The sequence below is a fragment of the Pseudacidovorax sp. DMC4 genome, from assembly GCF_056314265.1.
This window is the reverse complement of the sequence record NZ_JBQUYR010000027.1, coordinates 1-18106: the sequence shown is the minus strand read 5'-3', so window position 1 is coordinate 18106 and position 18106 is coordinate 1. Positions and strand designations below refer to the sequence as shown.

General features: G+C 63.5%; 17 protein-coding genes. 6 read left to right on the top strand and 11 right to left on the bottom strand.

What is annotated here, in order from left to right; genetic code table 11:
- From ACT54X_RS28570 to imuA, 4 genes are all read right to left on the bottom strand, one after another.
- The coding region (locus ACT54X_RS28570; RefSeq protein WP_476350012.1) for a hypothetical protein at positions 1-709 on the bottom strand (709 nt) is incomplete at its 3' end.
- Positions 710-1010: 301 nt separating this feature from the next.
- Positions 1011-4421 carry an error-prone DNA polymerase gene (locus ACT54X_RS28565; RefSeq protein ID WP_476350010.1) on the bottom strand — a complete coding sequence of 1137 codons (3411 nt, stop codon included), beginning with the start codon at positions 4419-4421 and terminating at the stop codon, positions 1011-1013.
- Positions 4418-5815, bottom strand: coding sequence for a Y-family DNA polymerase (locus ACT54X_RS28560; RefSeq protein WP_476350008.1), 1398 nt, complete (start codon positions 5813-5815; stop codon positions 4418-4420). Before ACT54X_RS28560 ends, ACT54X_RS28565 begins: the two co-directional genes overlap by 4 nt.
- Positions 5751-6569, bottom strand: a complete 819-nt coding sequence (gene imuA, locus ACT54X_RS28555; protein WP_476350007.1) for a translesion DNA synthesis-associated protein ImuA — start codon at positions 6567-6569, stop codon at positions 5751-5753. The genes ACT54X_RS28560 and imuA overlap by 65 nt, the downstream gene beginning before the upstream one ends.
- Positions 6570-6734: 165 nt before the next feature.
- On the opposite strand from imuA, the gene ACT54X_RS28550 reads away from it, so the two are divergent.
- Positions 6735-7694, top strand: a complete 960-nt coding sequence (locus ACT54X_RS28550; protein ID WP_476350005.1) for a hypothetical protein — start codon at positions 6735-6737, stop codon at positions 7692-7694.
- 175 nt (positions 7695-7869) lie between these two features.
- Here ACT54X_RS28550 and ACT54X_RS28545 read toward each other — a convergent pair whose 3' ends face one another.
- The 5 genes from ACT54X_RS28545 to ACT54X_RS28525 all read right to left on the bottom strand — a co-directional run bounded on the left by ACT54X_RS28545 (position 7870) and on the right by ACT54X_RS28525 (position 10691).
- The gene (locus tag ACT54X_RS28545) at positions 7870-8115 is read right to left on the bottom strand and encodes a hypothetical protein (RefSeq protein WP_476350003.1); all 246 of its coding nucleotides are present in this window, start codon (positions 8113-8115) and stop codon (positions 7870-7872) included.
- A gap of 1 nt (position 8116) precedes the next feature.
- Entirely contained in the window at positions 8117-9151 is a 1035-nt protein-coding gene (locus ACT54X_RS28540) for a hypothetical protein (protein ID WP_476350001.1), read from the bottom strand.
- Between the two features lies 1 nt (position 9152).
- The gene (locus tag ACT54X_RS28535) at positions 9153-9497 is read right to left on the bottom strand and encodes a hypothetical protein (protein WP_476349999.1); all 345 of its coding nucleotides are present in this window, start codon (positions 9495-9497) and stop codon (positions 9153-9155) included.
- A gap of 13 nt (positions 9498-9510) precedes the next feature.
- Positions 9511-9978, bottom strand: coding sequence for a hypothetical protein (locus ACT54X_RS28530; RefSeq protein WP_476349997.1), 468 nt, complete (start codon positions 9976-9978; stop codon positions 9511-9513).
- A 275-nt stretch (positions 9979-10253) separates the two neighbouring features.
- Positions 10254-10691 carry a hypothetical protein gene (locus ACT54X_RS28525; RefSeq protein WP_476349995.1) on the bottom strand — a complete coding sequence of 146 codons (438 nt, stop codon included), beginning with the start codon at positions 10689-10691 and terminating at the stop codon, positions 10254-10256.
- A 304-nt stretch (positions 10692-10995) separates the two neighbouring features.
- Here ACT54X_RS28525 and ACT54X_RS28520 point away from each other — a divergent pair, with 304 nt between their 5' ends.
- The 3 genes from ACT54X_RS28520 (at position 10996) to ACT54X_RS28510 (ending at position 14883) form a co-directional block, all read left to right on the top strand.
- On the top strand, positions 10996-11667 hold the full coding sequence (locus ACT54X_RS28520) for an SOS response-associated peptidase (RefSeq protein WP_476349993.1): 672 nt from the start codon (positions 10996-10998) through the stop codon (positions 11665-11667).
- Positions 11664-11951 carry a hypothetical protein gene (locus ACT54X_RS28515; RefSeq protein ID WP_476349991.1) on the top strand — a complete coding sequence of 96 codons (288 nt, stop codon included), beginning with the start codon at positions 11664-11666 and terminating at the stop codon, positions 11949-11951. The genes ACT54X_RS28520 and ACT54X_RS28515 overlap by 4 nt, the downstream gene beginning before the upstream one ends.
- 685 nt (positions 11952-12636) lie before the next feature.
- The gene (locus tag ACT54X_RS28510; RefSeq protein WP_476349989.1) at positions 12637-14883 is read left to right on the top strand and encodes an AAA family ATPase; all 2247 of its coding nucleotides are present in this window, start codon (positions 12637-12639) and stop codon (positions 14881-14883) included.
- Positions 14884-15137: 254 nt separating this feature from the next.
- Here ACT54X_RS28510 and ACT54X_RS28505 read toward each other — a convergent pair whose 3' ends face one another.
- Positions 15138-16034: a LysR family transcriptional regulator ArgP gene (locus ACT54X_RS28505; protein WP_476349987.1), complete on the bottom strand. Its 897-nt coding sequence runs from the start codon at positions 16032-16034 to the stop codon at positions 15138-15140.
- Positions 16035-16108: 74 nt separating this feature from the next.
- On the opposite strand from ACT54X_RS28505, the gene ACT54X_RS28500 reads away from it, so the two are divergent.
- On the top strand, positions 16109-16759 hold the full coding sequence (locus ACT54X_RS28500) for a LysE/ArgO family amino acid transporter (protein ID WP_476349985.1): 651 nt from the start codon (positions 16109-16111) through the stop codon (positions 16757-16759).
- 32 nt (positions 16760-16791) lie between these two features.
- The gene (locus ACT54X_RS28495; protein WP_476349983.1) at positions 16792-17448 is read left to right on the top strand and encodes an FMN-binding negative transcriptional regulator; all 657 of its coding nucleotides are present in this window, start codon (positions 16792-16794) and stop codon (positions 17446-17448) included.
- Positions 17449-17581: 133 nt separating this feature from the next.
- Here the strand turns inward: ACT54X_RS28495 and ACT54X_RS28490 are convergent.
- On the bottom strand, positions 17582-18106 hold a 525-nt coding region (locus ACT54X_RS28490; RefSeq protein WP_476349981.1), incomplete at its 5' end, for a hypothetical protein.

Genomic DNA, 18106 nt, shown 5'->3' with positions numbered 1-18106 from the left:
AAGTTCTCATACTAAGCATTGAAGCGACAATGGGGTCGCGCTGAATTTTCATCTCCAAGAAGTCGTCTGAGAATTTGTCGCTAGCAAAGCCGCTATAATTTGGATTTTTGAAAATTCCGTTTTTTATGAAGTCTTTTATTTCTCTATCCTTAATCTCTCGGAAAACCGTGTTCCATGCGTAGCTTTTAAAGTCATAGAGATAGGAGAAAATGCTAGAGCTGTAAATTATGAAATTCCTGCCCTCTCCCGGCTGGCAAAAAATTTCCAGTATATCGTTCGCAGACTTCGCAATTGCATCAACATAGGGCTGCGGATGCCCCGATACAAGCTTCTTAAATCCTTTAAATTTATAGCCGAGGCTGACTAATACTGCTTCGTTGGCTTTCGTTACGCCGGCTATTCGGCTAGGGAATGGCAGTTGTTTCAGCTGCTTCTTTCTTAGCTTCTTTTGCAAAACTCCAAGATGGCGACTATTCGAAGAGAGGCCTAACACTTCGCGTAACTTCTGGCGTATATGGTAGTCAAGAATATAATTGGCCGGTTGAAGAGTTCGCGCATCCACGATGCCGTCCGCTGATAACGGCGAGATTATTATCGGCTTGATCTTGAGCCCATTCGAAGCGCTTCGCACAGCTTCTATTTCAGTCGGAAGACATAGTATTACGACGATGTCATCACTGATATTTTTTAAAACATCCTCTAAATACAAGATGCCTAATATGCTTGCGTCGCGATATATAGGATTTCTTCTTGACTTTATCAGTCTGTCTAGATTAGAGAATATTTCAAATGGATGGTGCGGAGCGAGACATAAGATATCAAGCAGAAGCAGAAATTCCGGGTTGACTATTTTGCTAAAATATCCCTGGAATGGAGTAATATCCGACTTTTCGTCTGTCTCTGGCTCTGGGGTACAAACGAAATACCGTATTTTCCCAATCATTTTTCAAGGTCCTACCGCGAATTGGCCGATCGCAATGGTCAACTGTAGAAGAACTAGTGGTACATGACTATCGGTAGTCCCTGCTATGTACCGAGAGCTGCCCCATCAAGGCCGTAAAGTCCTCGAAGCCCTCCGCAATTAGGCTCCGCGCCTCCCCTCGACACTGCCACCTCCCCCTCACCAGCAGCATGCCTCCATTTGCAAGGATTTGCCGGTACTTCTCCTTCACCTTGGGCCAGCAGATCACCTGCACCGGCCCGGTCTCGTCTTCCAGCGACAAGAAGAGCACTCCCTTCGCCGTCTCCGGCTGCTGCCGGAGCGTCACCAGACCGCAGGTTCGCACCCGTGCCCCATCAGCAACGCGCAGCAACTGCGCAGCCGTTAGGGCGCCCGTGTGGTGCAACTGCTGCCGTAGCAGCGCAAGCGGATGGGAGCGGAGCGTCAAGCCGGTCGCCCGGTAGTCCCACACTACTGCTTCACCCTCGGCTGCCTCTAGCAGCTCGGGCGCCGCCTCCTCTTCGCGTTCCTCACTGGCCTCGGCGAGCAGCGCACCGGGCACGCGCGCGACCGCGGCGTCCCACACCTGTTGCCGACGGTGCCCGCTCAGGCTGGCCAGCGCATCGGCGGCCGCGAGTTTGTCCAAATCGCCCCGGTCAAGCCCGGCTCGGCGGGCCAGGTCCTGCACGCTGGTGAACAGGGCCTGAGCCCGGGCGTGCTCGATGCGCTCGCCTGCGGCCTTGGACAGACCGTGCACCAGGCGCAGGCCGAGCCGCACGGCCGGTCGCGGGCGCGAGCCGTCAGGTCGTCGCGCACCGGGTCGCTGCATCGTGCAGTCCCAGTCGCTGAAGCTCACGTCCACGGCCAGCACCGGCACGGCGTGCCGCTGTGCGTCCTGCACCAGCTGCGATGGCGTATAGAACCCCATGGGCTGGCTGTTCAGCAGCGCGGCCAGGAACTCCGCGGGGAAATGGCATTTGAGCCAGCAGCTCGCGTAGACCAGCAGCGCGAAGCTCGCCGCGTGGCTCTCGGGGAAGCCGTACTCGCTGAAGCCCTTGATCTGTTCGAAGATCGACTCGGCGAACTCGCGCGTGTAGCCGCGACTCGTCATGCCGTCCACGATCTTGCCGTAGTACTGCTGCAGGCCGCCCTTGCGCCGCCAGGCGGCCATGGCCCGGCGCAGCTGGTCGGCCTCGCCGGGCGTGAAGCCGGCAGCGAGCACGGCGATCTGCATCACCTGTTCCTGAAAGACCGGCACGCCCATCGTGCGGCCCAGCGCCTCTCGCAAGGCCTCGCTGGGGTAGGTCACGGGCTCACGGCCTTCACGCCGGGCCAGCAGCGGATGCACCATGCCGCCCTGGATCGGGCCCGGGCGCACGATGGCCACCTCGATCACTAGGTCGTAGAAGGTTCGCGGCCGCATGCGCGGCAGCATGCTCATCTGCGCCCGGCTCTCGATCTGGAAGACGCCCACGGTGTCCGCTTTGCAGATCATGTCGTAGGTCGCTTCGTCCTCCGCGGGAATGTCCTGCAGCGACACCACGCGGCCCAGCCGCGCGCTCACGAAATCGAGCGTGCGGCGGATCGCAGACAGCATGCCGAGCGCGAGCACGTCGACCTTCAGCAGCCCGAGTGCATCCAGGTCGTCCTTGTCCCACTGGATGACGGTTCGGTCCTCCATCGCCGCGTTCTCGATCGGCACGATGCTGGAGAGCGGCCCCTTCGTCAGGACGAACCCGCCCGGGTGCTGGCTCAGGTGCCGCGGCATGTCGAGCAGCTGGCCGGCGAGCGTCACTAGCTGCCGCATGGCCAGCCCATCTGGCTGGACGCCGGTGTCGGCCAGAACTTCCACCAGGCGGTCCTGCAGCGCCTCGGCGGCGCCGGGCAGCTGCGCGTGCGCCGCGCGCAGCACGCCACCGAGGCCCGCTGCAAGCCGGTCCTGCAGCGCTGCCGAAAAGCCCAGAGCCTTCGCCACGTCGCGCACCGCTGACTTCGTGCGGTAGCGCGTCTGCACGCCTGTGAGCCCTGCACGGTCCCGGCCGTACTTCTGGTACAGGTACTGCATGACCTCTTCCCGGCGCTGGTGCTCGAAGTCCACATCGATGTCGGGCGGCTCGTTGCGCTCCTTCGAGATGAAGCGCTCGAAGAGCACGCTCATGCGGCCAGGATCGACCTCCGTCACGCCAAGGCAGTAGCAGACCACCGAATTGGCAGCCGAGCCGCGGCCCTGGCACAGGATGTTGCGCGACCGCGCGAAGGCAACGAGGTCCGCGACGGTCAGGAAGTAATGGGCGTACTGAAGCTCTGCGATCAGCTTCAGCTCGTGCTCGATCAGATCCTGCAACCGGGCCTCGATGCCGGCTGGCCAGCGCCGGCCGGCGCCCTCGTACGTCAGCCGCCGCAGGTGCGTGTCCGGCGTCTCGCCGGCGGGCACGACCTCGGCAGGGTACTTGTACCGCAGCTCCGCCAGGTCGAAGGTGCACCGGCGTGCGATGACCAGGCTCTCGGCCAGCAGGTCGGGGGGGTACAAAAGAGACAGCCGCAGTCGTGTGCGCATGTGCTGCTCCGCATTCGGCGGCAGCGCAGCGCCGCAGGCTGTTAGCGGCCGTCCGATCCGAACGGCCGTGAGCACGTCGCGCAGCGCGGCGCGGCTGCGCCGGTGTTTGCGCACGTCACCGACCGCCACAAGCCGCACGCTGGGCCCAGCTGCCCTGGCCGCCGCGCGCAGCCGCTGCAGCCAGGCTGCATCGCCCGCCTGCGCAAGGAGGCACGCGCCCAGCCATGCCGGCCCGCGCACGGTGCGCTCAAGCCATGTGGCCAAGCCTGTCAGGCTGGCCTCATCCCATGCAGCAGCAGCCAGATGCACGCTCGTCTCCGGCGTGCCGTACTGGTCACGGTGATGGCCAGGCAGTGGGCCGTCGGGCAACGCGATCAATGCGCAGCCGGCAAGACGATCCGCTGCGAGCGTACTGTCGAGATCCTCGAAATCGAGGCGGTAGCTGCCCTTGCCGCTGGACCGCCGCAAGCTCGTGATGAACTGGCAGAGCCGTGCGTAGCCGACAGCGTCTTGAGCGAGCACGATCAGCCGCCACGGCAACCTTGAGCGGTCATCGGCCGCTGCCGGCTGTAGCGCAGCTCCCGCCTCAGCAGCTGCGCGGTCAGTGAGCGACGGCGCCGCCGGCTCGGAGGACTCGGCTCCGGCAGGGAAGCTCGTGCGGAACTGCGCGCCCACGATCACCTTCAGTCCTTCCTCGCGAGCAGCTTCCCAGGCCTGCACCACGCCGGCGACGCTGCAGTCGTCGACGACGGCGATGGCGTCGTAACCGAGCTCCTTCGCTCGGCCAACCAGCTCGGCGGGGCGGCTGGCCGCGCGCAGGTAGCTGAAGCCGCTCATCGCGGCCAGTTCTGCATAGCCGGGCCCCCCGGGGCGCCCTCCAGGCGGGGGCGTTGGCGACGCCGGCGAGGCCTCGGAGCCGATCATGCGAACACCCCGTGCAGGTACCACGCGACGCGCTCGCCCGCGAGCCGCGCGCTGAAGATCCACACCAGGCCCGCGGCCGCGTTGCTCGCGACCCAGTAATCGCGCTGAGCGTGTTCGTGGTGCTCCCCGCTGTCGTCAGCAGTGCGGTGCCACCAGCCGGCCTCGATCCGGTGAGGCCCGGCCAGTAGCGTGAGCGGCCCTTGGTAGTGCGGCTGGCCGGCACGCGCGGCCAGCGGGAGCGGCTCGGCAAGCAGCCAGGTCGGCTGTGGGCCAACTGCCTGGGCGTCCATCTGGACGTCTCCGCGCACCGCCACGGGCCGCGGGAGGCCCGCCGCGGACCACGGGAGCCAGGCAGTCTGGTGCTCTGGCCGATGGTCTTCAGTGCACCGCGGCACGCGGACGTGCTCCGCACCCAGGCGCACGCTGATGCGCTCAAGCGCTTGCACAAGCGTCCCGCCACGTGCGCCGTCGTCTGGCAGCAGGCTCTTGCTCAAGCTCGCAGCCGGGCTCAGCCAGGCTGGATCGACGCCCAGAGTCAGTTCGCATGCGGGAGCCTCCAGCTGCTCGCGGGCCAGGTGTTCGCTCAGCAGGCGGCTCAGATGCTCCAGATCTCGGCTGGGCTCCGCAGTGCGCACCGTGATCTCACCGCCGGCCGACGCGGTGCGGGCGCGCATCGCGTCATGCAACCACCCGAGGGTGAAGCCCGATGTGACGGCCTGTCGTGCTTGCAGGAAGCCACTCAGCTGCAGCAGCAGGCGCCGCGCGCCGAAGAGCAGCGCCGGAGCGAGATCCACGCGACTCGGAAGCTCAAGTCGTGCATGGAAGCGTTCCGGCAGCTGCTCCCACGCGAATGCACATGGCCTCTGCGCATAGGCTTCATCGAGCGCATGCAGCAGCTCGATGCCGAAGCGGCGACTGACGCCGCCCCGGGGCAGGCGGCGCAGCGCTCCCAGCGTGCTGCAGCCCGCGCGCAGAAGCGTGCCTTCCGCGCGCTGTGCCGCGGTCAGTGTGCGCAGCGGCAGCGGGTCCAGCTGCTCGGCGAGGCGGGCGGCCAACACTTCGCCAGGAGTGGTCTCTCCGGGCAGGTCGGCGATCTCCAGCCGCTGACCCGCACGGGCGACGGCCAGGGCGGCAAGCCCCGTGGCTGCCGGCGCCGACACTGCCAGGCAGAGCGCTTGGGCGCCGGCCTGCAGCTGCTCGGCGAGATGCAGCAAGCCCCCGAAAAGCCGCAGGCTTGCGCCCACCTCAAGCAGCACCGCCTGGTCCACAACGGCAACGCGCGGACTGAAGCCCAAGGCCCAGAGCGCGGCACCGTGCAGATCTGCCTCATCAGTGCTGGACGAAGGATCTTGCGACCGAAGCGGCAGCAGGGCAAGCCAGATGGGCGCCGGCATCTTCGTCTTTCGCGGGGCGGACCGGCACGCCGGCCGGCACCGGATGGGTGAACACGTGCTGCAGCCCCGGCGGCGTGCAGGAAAGCTCGATCTGATCTTCAGACGGCGGACCGCGCCGCTTCAACACGCGCAGCGTGAGTGCCTGCGCAGAGCGGCGCGAGGGCGAGACGGCCACGCGCAGCGGGGCCGCCGAAGCCTGCGTGGCCGCATCCAGCGGCCGCACGAGGAAAAGCAGGCCTTCGGCTTGGCTGGCAAGGACCTGCAGCCGGCGGATCTGCGCGGCGCGCACCTGCGGGAGCCAGGCTATGACCGCCGCGGTGCCGTTTGCGCGAAGCAGCTGTTCGCACGCCCACAGCCTCTGCGCAGGGGCCGCAGCGTCGATCCAGATCAGGCCGCCCGGGTCGATGCCCATTTGGCGAATGCCTGGCGCATGCGGCTCCCGCGGCGGACCGACGACAGCCACGGGCCGTGCGCCGTCGACGCTGCCGCGTAGCGCTGGCGACAGTAGCCGCCATTCCGCAACCGCGGGGTGGGTACTGAGGATTTCGACCGCGCACCCAGTCGGCCAGCCGGCCCCCGGCAGCAGCGTGTCGAGGCTCGCCCACCCGGTGGCCACCGTGCCGCCGGCGGCGGTTGGCAGATCCGACGCCCACCAGATTCCGGTTTCCGTGGGATTCGCCTCGGGCGTCCAGCACGGTACCCCCTGGGCGGTGCCCAGGGCGGACGACGGAAGCGTGGAGGGGGCGGCAGGCATACTGTAAATTTAACCAGTATTCACAGTATCGGGTAGCCGGGCAAGGTTCGCAAGTTCCGGCGATTGCCCAGTACGCACGGATCTCCTGTCTATCGCTCGGACTGGATCGCCTCTGCTGGTATGCCCATGACATGCTCATCGCTTTCGATTCGAACCGCCCAAGCCATGCTCCCCGAACTTAGCAAGCCTGACTACTACTACCGCGTCGACTCACTCACAGGCCTGCGCTCCGTCAGTCGCGACGCGGTATTCCGTCCAGCACGCTGGCAACACGAGGGCAAGCCGTGCCCGCATGTCGCGCTGATCGAAGCAGCACAGGACATTCCAGATGCAGAGGCGATCTATCGGCTCTCCTTCTGGCAGCGAGAAGCCGACGCGCGCATCGATCTTGCAGAAAAGGGCTGGCTGGGACCTCACGGGATGATGCGCGTGCGCCGAGAGGCCGTAGCCACGGCACTTTCCGGCTGGAACTTCCACGAAGACGACTGGCTCCCTGGACGGGCGGATCTGATCTGGACCCGTACGCAAAGAGCAGGTGACCCGTTCTTCGATGGAGGGGTGTCGTTGGAGGATTTCGAGCTGCTGGAGGACGATCGATGGGTCCCCTGGCCGTTCGCCAGGATCGCCCAGCCAGACAGCAGCCGTTTGGCTGGGGCGGGATGGCTGCCGCTCGCACTGCGCGCCCGGTATGGCCCCGTGATCGCCTATTGGCGCACGGCCACCCTCGCGCGAAGCGGCGACGAGCCCCAGAGATGGATTCTGCTCACGCTGGAGGAGGGTTCTGGACGCAGCCTGGGCAGTGAGACCGATGCGGTGCAGCAGGCCCTCCACCTGCTGCTCTCCGGCCCCCTGTACATGGCCGAGGGTAGCATCGCAGGGCTACTGACGGTCCACACAACGATGGACCGCCTCTGGACGGAGCAGTACGCTGTTGCGATTGCTACCGGCCCAAAGCCCTCTCTTTGGAGGCGGCTGATGTCTGGTGGAGGGCAGCCCTCGCGAGTCTGGTGCGCGCAGCGCGAAAACCTGATTTCAGTCGCGGAGGAACGCGCGCTCATCAAGACCTCCGGCCTGCGCTTCGCACGACCCGAAGTGCCAGCGCGAATCTGCGGCATCGCGGGATGACAAACATCCAGTTGGGGGGCGCGCCGGGTGGGAGCAGCATCGCGCTTGCCCGGTCGCAACGTCGGTGCCCTGGGCCTCAGCGTCGCACTGCTTGGTAGGCATCCAGGAGCGCTAAGAGCCGCTGCTTGCCACGCGGGGTCCTGGCCATCTCCAGAGGAGAAACGCCTCCAAATACTCAGCCGTTGCTCCGACCGATGGCACAGGTGCCTCGGTCATCGAAGTACAGCGTCCATGCGCTTTCGCCTTCGTCATCGACCTCCTGCTCGAAATGCTTGCACTCAAAACAGATGGCCCGGTTGGAGACCTTGAGATTCTCGTGCGTACGGAATCTTTCGCAGCGGCTTCCCTCGCCGTGCGTAAAGACCGGCCCGGGGCACGGCTGCCCGGCGCCGTCATCCCCAGCTTCGGCCGACGATGCCATTTCAGCCTTCGTCGGTATGCGCTGCGGCGACCGCACCAGGCATCGCCGCCAGAAGGGCTCCGCATTGATCCCTAAGGCGTTGCATAGAGCCCGCCGCTGCGGTAACTGCATCGTGCAGGTCGATCGCGCGGCCACGCAAGCCAGAGCTACCGAAAAGCTCAGCGAGCCGGCCCTGCGGTGTGCCCTCTTTGCAGTTGAGCGTCCAAAACAAGCGGGGCTCTTCTGCACTGCCTTCGAAACTGGTTCCCGAGGACACTTCCAACTCTTGGCCGTCTACCGAGCCAACCCAGTGGGTCCTGCCATGCGTTTCGCAAACGTACAACCGCGTGGCGCCGATGTTCTGTTGCACGAACTCGTACTCCGCGGCCAGGCCCAGTGCCTCCTGCAGCGTCCCAGTCGTCCCCGAGCTACGCGCATATATGGTGCCATCGCCCGTGTCGGGCAGCTTCCAAGTCACGCTCCACACGAAGCCCTTGCCTTCATGGTGAGGCCTGACCTCGCGGTCCAGATAGCCACCTGGTACGGAGCGATCGATCTTCTCCAGCGCCGTGTGGGTACCGTAGCCATACTTGGCCGACCAGGAGATGCCTCCAACATCGTAGGGATCGCCGAGTTGCAGCGCTGGCCCGCCGGCGTCGAGAACCCAAGCCAGTTCAGGGCAGGGTTGCGGCTTGAGCTGCGCGATGTCCATGGCCAACCCGGCCTCCTGCCGCAAGTGCCGATAGTCTTCCGCTTCCTTGCGTCCCAGCAGGCCCTCCGCAACGAGCAGGTCGTACTGGGGAACGACGTGTGGGCTGAACCAGAAGTCGCTGCTACACATGCAGTGCCGGAGATCGGCCAGCTCCTCCTCGTTGGGTATCTCGGTGTCTTTGGCAAAGGCCCATGCCACAGCGGGTATCGCGGTACCCGCAAGCCTGAACCACGCAGCACGCTGATCCTCCGTTAGACCATTCCACCATGCGATCCCGTTTGCTTCATCGGTCGTGATATCACGAGGCGAATCAGCGTAAGCGACGTGTGGGTCCGAACCAATCATGTCAGACCCCCCTGTCGATGATGTGCGAAGCAACGCACCGGGCCGTGGCCTCGTAGTGCGCACGCCGTCCATTCAGTTCGGCATCGCTGCGGCGCAGCGCACGCTGCATCAGGCCAAGCCTGTACGAGCTCGCTTCCCAGTCCCTGTCGGGCAACGTCTCGCAATGCTCGAACTGCAGCCAGGGCCGCCGCCCGGCCGCGCCGTCGCTCGCCACCATCATGGCTCTGTCGATGGCATCGTCCGAGGACACGGCCGTAACCCGCAACGTGATCTGCGCACCTACCTCTGGATCGGAGAAGACGACGCGCCAGTCGACTGCGTCCAAGAATTCGATAACGGTGTTCATGGCTCTTCTCCTTTCAGCATGCCAACAGAACCAGCTCGCTGCCTTTCGGCGCCGCGCTCAAACTCGTGGATATGTCTTCGCCGAGGAAGAGGTGGCGCACAGCGTCGAGGGCCTCAGTCGCACTGGTGGCCACGACGCGACCAATGACTGCCGGCTCCGCGTGCGGCCGAACCCCAGCCGGCCATCGCAGGCGGAGTTCCCACAACCGCCTTGCAGGAAGGTGCTCGAAAGCCTCGACGGAATGAGAGCAACGCGGTGCAAGCGCGTGGGCGTCGGCATGCGCGAAGGTTTCCGCGTCATCCGCGCTGGCGGCCTGGTAGACCGAAGTCCACGAGGCACCTGTTTCGGCACAAAGCACCCGCACGCGCCACGATTCCTCTGCGCCGCACAGCAAGCGGCGCATCAAAGGGCTGAGGTGGGTAAGAAGAAGGGGAGAGATGGGCCCGAAAGGACCACTGAAACGCTGGTCGATACCGCTCATGGATTCCTCCTGTTCTGGAGCGGATGGTGAAAGCCTCCCAGCATCACCATCCAAAAATCTACATAAGCGCGACGCCGGTTGCACGTAGTGTCATTTTCCTGGTCGTCACTTGTCAAGCCAATGGGGAGTGCGATCAACAGGAGGGATGATGAATTGTTGGCATATCGGAAATCTCTGGAAAGCCTCGGCATCCGGGGTTATCCGCAGATCACAGATGGTGCGAAGAAGCCGTGGCCAGGGGAGCAGAAGCTCCACCTGGCTAGGCTGTGGCCGTACTATCGGCCTGATTTCGCTGCTGACCTGCGCTGCGTGCCGGCGCCGGGCCCGGGCAGCTCCAGCACGTTGCTCGCATGCACCGGGGCGTGTGGGCGGGCAGCACGCTGAGTGCAGGCACGAGCGGCCCAGCACATGCCCGCCCTGCAGAGGCTCGCACTCCGCCGAAGGATCGAGCAAAGTTGGAGCACGAGGCTGCGCACGAATCGGCCCTGCTCTTTCGCGCGGGCGTAGCGCATCTGGCTGCGCTTGATGGACTCAAGCGCGACCAGGTAGGCACCTGGATAGCTCTGCTGCAGGTCCTGCTCGTGGATGAAGTCCCGAAGCAGTCGGGCGACCACGGGGTCACTCGCTCGACGCAGCACATCGCGTAGATGGTTCGCGTCGATGGCAGTGGCGGTCGGCGACGAAGCGGGTTTGGCGCTCGGAACGAAAGTCATGGCGATCTCCGTAAAAGGAGGGACCGCCCATTCCCTGTGGGACGGCGTGTCCCACTAGGGTTGATGATGAAGATGTCCTGGCCAAGCCTTGGGGGCTCGGTGCGCAGCTTGCAAGGACTGAGCTGCGGCGTGTTGCCCTGAGGGGCTGGCACAGCGTGAGGCTACCAAAAACGCGCTCGGCGGGGAACTCAGGGGCCCGGGCGAGCGCTTCAGGGAGCGGCCACCGGAGACGCGCCCCTGCATGCTGCGTAGGAGTTCTGCGGCCGGCGACATCCGGGGCGGCCTTTGATCTCACAATCGGTGCATGTGCAACCGGTACATCGCACCCACCGCCGCCGACCTGGAACGTTCTTTCCGTATCGAACGTGGCAATCCCGTGCAATGGAAGCAGCATGTTTACCCAAGAGCCCAAGCGCCGTTCATACGACGCGACCGCCACGACGCGAGCTACGCCCGTGAGCTGGTGGTCGGGCAGTGGGGGCTACTGCCGTGGTTCGCGAAAACCGCAAAGCTGCCGTATTCGACGAACAACGCCCGCTCAGAAGAGCTGTCAGCGAAGCCCACCTACCGAGACCCGTGGAAGCGCGGACAGCGCTGCATCATTCCCGCCATCAGCTTCGACGAGCCCAACTGGGAGTCGGGTAAAAACGTATGGTGGAGCTTCAGGCGGGCCGACGGCGAGCCATGGGGGCTTGCTGGGCTGTGGAGCACCTGGACCGACAAGACCTCCGGCGAGGTGCACGAGAGCTTCACGATGCTCACCATCAATGCTGACGACCACCCGCTCATGAGCAGGATGCACAAGCCTGATCCGAAGCTGCCGCTCGACAGACAGGACAAGCGCAGCGTGATCCCGCTGGAGCACGGCGACTGGGATCAGTGGCTGGCCGGAACGCAGGAGGAGGCACGATCGCTGTTGCGCTCGGCGCCCGTCGATATCTTCATTGCCCACCCATCCGAGGAGCCCAGTTCATGATCGAGTTGGAGGTGATCTACGAAGGCGCCTCGCCGGCGCAGCTGGAGGAGGCCCTGCGTGCGGCCGCGGCGGTTTTCGCCAAGGCAGACGTCGATCCTTACGATGCATATGCCGGTTTGGCCTTGCTCGAAGATTGGGATGACCGCGGCTTCCCCGAAGACAACGGCCTTTCTGAGCGTGAGTCGCGTGCCGTGGATGTCTTCTCGGAGGCCCAGGTTGTCGCTTGCGAAGTACTCGGCTGCCCAGATGGCAGGCCTGCGATGCTCGGCTTCCGCGAGGTTTGAGCAGGCGTGGCTACGGCAGTTCGTCGCGGATCTGCGATCTAGCAGAGAGAGCGGCAGTTTTCTTAACGAAACGGCGCATGCGGGACCGGAGCAGCCGTTGGTGGCGAACCTGAGATGTCGACGGCTGGCAAATTTCGATTCGGCCGTAAGCGGTCATCCGGCCAGCTTCCGACATCCGCTTTGCAGCGATGGCGGTCGTTCGACGGTGCGGGCCGCGGTTCGCGGTGTCGGTGCCGATGCGGTCATTCGGCCACCTGACCTGTTGAAGCGCGGACGAGGGCAAGAGGTTATCAAGCAGACGCTAGTCATTCTGCGTATGACTAATGCTTCTGACGGCCTATACGCTGGCCTCACCAACCTCTTACTGCCCCACGACGATGACTGGAACGAATATGAACTCGCCGGGGCCTGCTCGTGCGCCGCACATTCGCGCACCTCATAGTTTCCAGCTCTATGGCGCTCAACCCGCCGTTTAGCCCGGGCACGCATCACCCGGCGCGTTGGAAAAGCAACGGCGCGGCTCCAGAATTCGCCTTATTGCGCACGGCACAGGTTGAGTAACATCCCGCGACGGCTAGGTGCAGGCTGCAGAGAATCGAGCGGCGTCGCGGCGAAGCGACCGGGGTGTTCACGGGGCACCACAGGCGATGCAGGGCCCGCCCCAGACCGACATGGAGGCGGTGGAGTGCTCAAAGGCATCAAGAAGATCAAGGGGCTGGGAGTTTTCGGCGACTACTCCCAGCCGGCCGGCACAGACGAGTTCCGGATAAAAAATATCGTCTACGGCTGGAATTACTCGGGCAAGACGACCCTGTCGCGGGTCTTCGGGCATCTTGAGCGAGGCGAGTTTTCGCCCGAGCTTGGGGGCTACTCGTTCGCGGTGGAGAGCGACGGGGGACAAGTGACGGAGGCGAGCGCGAAGACGAGCGGCCTGGTGGTGCGGGTCTTCAACTCTGATTTCATCCACGAGAACTTGAACTTCGCGGGATCGACTGCTCGCCCCATTTTGCTTCTCGGCTCCGAATCCGAAGAGGCCCAGAAGAAGATCGGCGAGCTCCAAGAGCTTCGCAAACGCGTCAATCAGGCGATCGCCAAACACGAAAAGAAGCGCGACGACGCGGACCGCGCGACGGCCGAGATGAAGAAGAAGGCCGCCGCGGCGATCAAGGAAACCCTGCAGCTCACCGAGATCTACACCGCTACACAGCTCGATCGCGACCTCAGCACCGTGGGCATCGGCCTAGATTGCAAACTCACCCCCGAGCAGCTCGAATCAGACACCAAGCTCGCTCACACCTCCGACGAACTCGCCCTCCCCGCTTTGCCAAAGATCAACGCGGGCAGCTCCCTACCGGCCTTGTGGAAGGAAGCGGCGCAGCTGCTCGCCCAGAAGCCGGAGATGGCCAACGCGATCGAGTACCTGACCCAGAACGCAGCGATCGCGCGGTGGGTCGAATCTGGGCTGCCGCTTCACGAGCACAAAGAGAACTGCGAGTTCTGCGGCAATCCGCTCAGCGCCGCGCGAGTCAAAGATCTCCGGGACCACTTCTCCAAGGATCAAGCCGAATTCAAGGGCAAGCTCGAGTCCCTTCTGCGGCGCGCGTGGGACAAGCGGCTGAACTTCTCGCCTCCCAGCGCCCTAGCGCTCAACGCCCAATTCCGGGACCGCTACACGGCCGCGGCAGACGCGGCCAAGCTAGCGGCCGAAGCTCACGACAATCACGTGGCGCGCCTGGAGCAGGAGGTGAGGGAGAAGATCGGAGCCCCCTTCGCTGAGCGCTCCCTTGAAGAGTTCGATCAAGAAGCGGTGAACGCATGGATCAAAGCGGGCGAGGCTCTCGACGAGATCATCGGCCAGAACAACGAGCTCGCGCAGCACTTCAAGGCGGAGAAGCGAGGGGCGATCAAGCGCGCGCGGCTCCACTATGTGCACGCTTTCGAGGAGAAAGCGGAGCTCGACCGACGCGCCGTCGCTCGCAAGTTGTTCGAGAAACACATCGGCCAGCTGCAAAAGATCGGCCGGGACATCGACCGTCTGCGCCATGAGCTCGAAGCGACGATCAGTCAATCCCAAAAGGGGCGCGAGGAGATCAACCAGCGCATCGAGACCCTTTTGGGGTCCGACAGCATTCAGATCAGGGTGGTAAAAATCGGAGGCGAGGAGCGGTTCCAGCTCTTGCGCCGGGATGGAAGCGTGGCCAAGCATTTGAGCGAAGGCGAGAAGACCGCCGTGGCTTTCTCGTTCTTCCTCACCAAGCTCAAGGAGCTCAAGGACTTCGGCAAGGCGATCGTCTATATCGACGACCCGATCTCAAGCCTGGACAGCAACCACATCTTCCAAGTGGCGGCGACGATCCGCGACGTCTTCTTCGAGCAGGAAGGCGGAGCGGGAGGCCAGTGGAAGACCAAGTGTCGGCAGGTGTTCTTCTCGACGCACAATTTCGAGTTCTTCGGGCTCCTGCGGGAACTGCCGGTAAACGCGAAGAACACATCGAACTACCTGATTAAGCGGATCTCGCCCACGGCCTCAACTTTCGGAAACATGCCGGCCTCGATGGCCAAGTATTCGTCCGAATACCACTTCCTGTTCTCAGTGCTCGAAGAGTTCCGCCAGGCCCCGGACAAGACGGATTACAAGGTGCTGATGCACATCCCTAACGCGGTGCGCCGCTTCGTCGAGCTCTACACCTATTCAAAATATCCCGACGGTATCAACGGCAGCGTCGATCAGCGGGCGGAAAAGTTATTCGGGGTGGAGAAGGCCAAGCGGATCTTGAAGGTGCTGCACTACTTCTCTCATGCGAACAACATCGAGCGCATCGCCTCCAACACCGACTTGGTCTGCGACATCGAGGCTGCAGTGGACGATCTCATTACTCTGATTACGGCGGGCGATCCTCTGCACATGGAAGCGTTAAAAGCGGCTTTGTAACGGCATATGCCTTGCTGCCTACCTCCAACCAGTGGATGTCTGCTCTCGGCCATAAGCGGCCGATCGCCCTGCGCTCGAAAGTTTGGTCGCGGCGAGCGCCCGAAGGTCAGGTTTGCGGCGACGACTCTGGGCCTCTCATCGGCCCGTCCCGGCCAGGAGCCGACATTCGCTGAAGCGGTGCAATCGCCATAGCAGACCTTCTGCCCTAAGACCCGCGCAACTGTCGACAGACGCCACACGCCACTGAGGCCAAGTCAGGGTGGCAACAGAGCCCGGCGGGCGGCTGCAACGAGTTGCTTGGTCAAACCATCAAGAAGCGCTGAGGCGGCACGGGCATGCTGCCAGTGCAGGGGGACGTCCAGTGGCGTTTTTGGCACTAGCTCGACGAGCGACCCGTCTTTCAAGTGCGGCGCAATCAACGCCTGCGGGTGGAGGCCCCACCCCATGCCGGCTAAGGTCGCGGTCACGAACGCCTGGGTAGACGGAAGGATATGCCGGGGGAGCTCCACGTGCCTATGGCACAGGCGCTGTGCCCACTGGGCCTGCAGCTCATCCTTTGCGTTGAACAAGAGGCTGGGGGCGCAGGCCAGACTACCCGCTCCGACGCCGTCAGCGAAATGACGAGCCATGAATTCCGGACTGGCAGCGGGCAAATAGCGCATCGAGCCCAATGGTCGACTGTTGCATCCGGCGGGGGCACGGCTACTGCCGGTGACGGCGCCCAACACTGCGCCGCTGCGCAGCCATTCGGCGGTATGGTCTTGGTCATCCACCGCAATCTCCATGAAAACGGGCGCTGCTGCGGCGAACTCGGCGACGGCCGGAGCAAACCATGTTGCGAGACTGTCGGCGTTGACCGCGACGGGTAGAGGCACCCGTGCGATCCCCTCGGGTGCCAGCGCTGGAACCGCTCCTTCGAGGTCTTGCTCCAGCAGGCGAACCTGGTCGACATGCTGGCATAGGCGGCGACCGGTTTCCGTAGCGCGGCACGGCTGGTCACGCACCACCAGCGCGCAACCGATGCGCTCCTCCAACAGCCGAACGCGCTGTGAAATGGCCGAGGGCGTCACGTTCAGCGCGCGGGCCGCGCGCTCGAAGCTTCCTTCTCGTACGACTGCGGAAAGTGCGGAGAGCGCCGAATAGTCCAACATGGTCGTAAGTATCCCTAAATTAGGCGTAGTAAAGATAGTTTGTCTTCATAGAGACGCCCAGGCAAGCTTCGCTCATGCAGAATTTTTCAGACTCCGCTTCGCTCGCGTTTCCGGTCTTCATCCAGGGTCTGGCCCTGAGTCTGGGGCTCATCGTTGCAATAGGCGCTCAGAACGCCTTCGTGCTACGCCAGGGACTGCGCCGCGAGCATGTGGGAACCGTTGTGTTGTTTTGCGCGGTGGCAGACGGGGCGCTGATTTCAGCGGGTGTCCTGGGCATGGCGCAGGCCTTGGGTGGGCGTCCAGGGCTGGCACGTGCGCTGGCACTGGCTGGCGCCGTTTTCTTAGCGGTGTATGGGGTCCAGGCGTTGCGCCGAGCAGGCGTGCCCCAGCAATTGCGGGCAGCGGAAGGGAATGCGGTCCTCGGCAGGGGGGCGGCCGTGGCGCAGGCGGCGGCCTTCACGCTGTTCAATCCGCATGTCTACCTGGACACCGTGCTACTGGTGGGCAGCATTGGGGCGCAGCAGCCCGGCGCGCTGCGGGGGTGGTTTGTCGCCGGGGCGAGCACGGCCAGCATGCTTTGGTTTGGACTTCTTGGCTATGGCGCGCGCTGGCTCGCACCCTGGTTTGCTCGCCCGCGAGCCTGGCAGGTGCTCGACGGTCTGGTTGGCCTGACCATGATGATGTTGGCTGCGCTTTTGGTAGGTCGCGTTGTCACAGGCTTCTGACCTCGGAATTCAACTTTTTTCTGTGGCATGACATGTACGTTTCAATACACCACCGGCTGACGAATCAGGAGGCCATCTTCTCGCTCATGGAGTCCCATCCCCTTGGAGCGTGGGTCTGCCAAGTCGGCGTTGCCCTTGACGCTAACCATGTTCCATTCTTGCTGGACAGAAGCAGAGGGCCGCTAGGCGTCCTGATTGGCCACATCTCTCGAGCTAACCGCATCTGGCGCGAGCTAGATGCCCACACCTCGTCGTTGGTGATGTTCCAGGGGCCGCAGGCGTACGTCACGCCCGGGTGGTATCCGAGCAAGGTGGAGCACGGGATGGTCGTTCCCACCTGGAACTATGCCGTCGTCCATGCGCACGGCGTTGCGCGCGCTATTCATGAGCGCGAGTGGCTACTGGATATGTTGAACAGGCTCACTGATGTTCAGGAGGCCAGGCAGGAGGCGCCGTGGCGCGTTGACGACGCTCCCGCTTCGTACATCGACAAGTTGCTGGGCGCCATCGTCGGAATCGAGATCCCGATTGACAGGCTTGAGGGAAAACTGAAGGCGAGCCAAGACGAGGCCTTGCCGGATAGGCGCGGCACAGTTGCGGCCTTGCAAAACAGCTCGCGTGGAGAAGAACGAGTGATGGCACATCTGGTCAAGAAGGCCATGGACGCAGACCCATCCGAGGGGCGTTGAGCGCCTCCGACGCGGACCCCGCGAAAGACACTCCGCGGGGGCCTCGAAAGGCTGCTTCCGATAAAGTGCTACTTCCGCTTCGGGCCCAAAGCAGACCTTTAGTCTTGTCCAGAGCGGACCGCAAATCCAACGCTCAACGGATGCGTGGGACTCCAGGCAACCTGTCATCGTGAGCTTCGCCACCAATTAGGCATCCGAAGGTCTCGCGAAGAGTATTTGCCATCGCAACTACCCGAGGCGGGTCGGGGCAGTATGGAGCCTCGTTCTCCAGCAGGTTTGCGCAGCCGTTAAGCGATGCGAGGAGAGACCGTGGAAGCATTTCGCTTCCCTTGAACAGCCTAGCTAGTTCACGGCCCATCACATGGGCCGCATTGAAGGCCTTCAAACGGATCTCCTTTGCCTCCTGCACCCCATTACACACGTCCGATAGATAACTGAACATCTCAGTGGCGACGTGCTCCCGCTCGCTGACGCCGGCCTTTGGCGCTTCAAAAGCAGCAAAGGCCCCCACAAAGACCCTGGGCTCGGCGATGGTGATCAAATCCTGTTGTGAAGGCAGGTTAGCCGCGAACTCTGCCCAGGACCGCTCAACATACGGAGCCCAGTATTCGATATTGAAGCTGGTGACAGGACCACGCAACTCGAGAGTCTCGTAGCC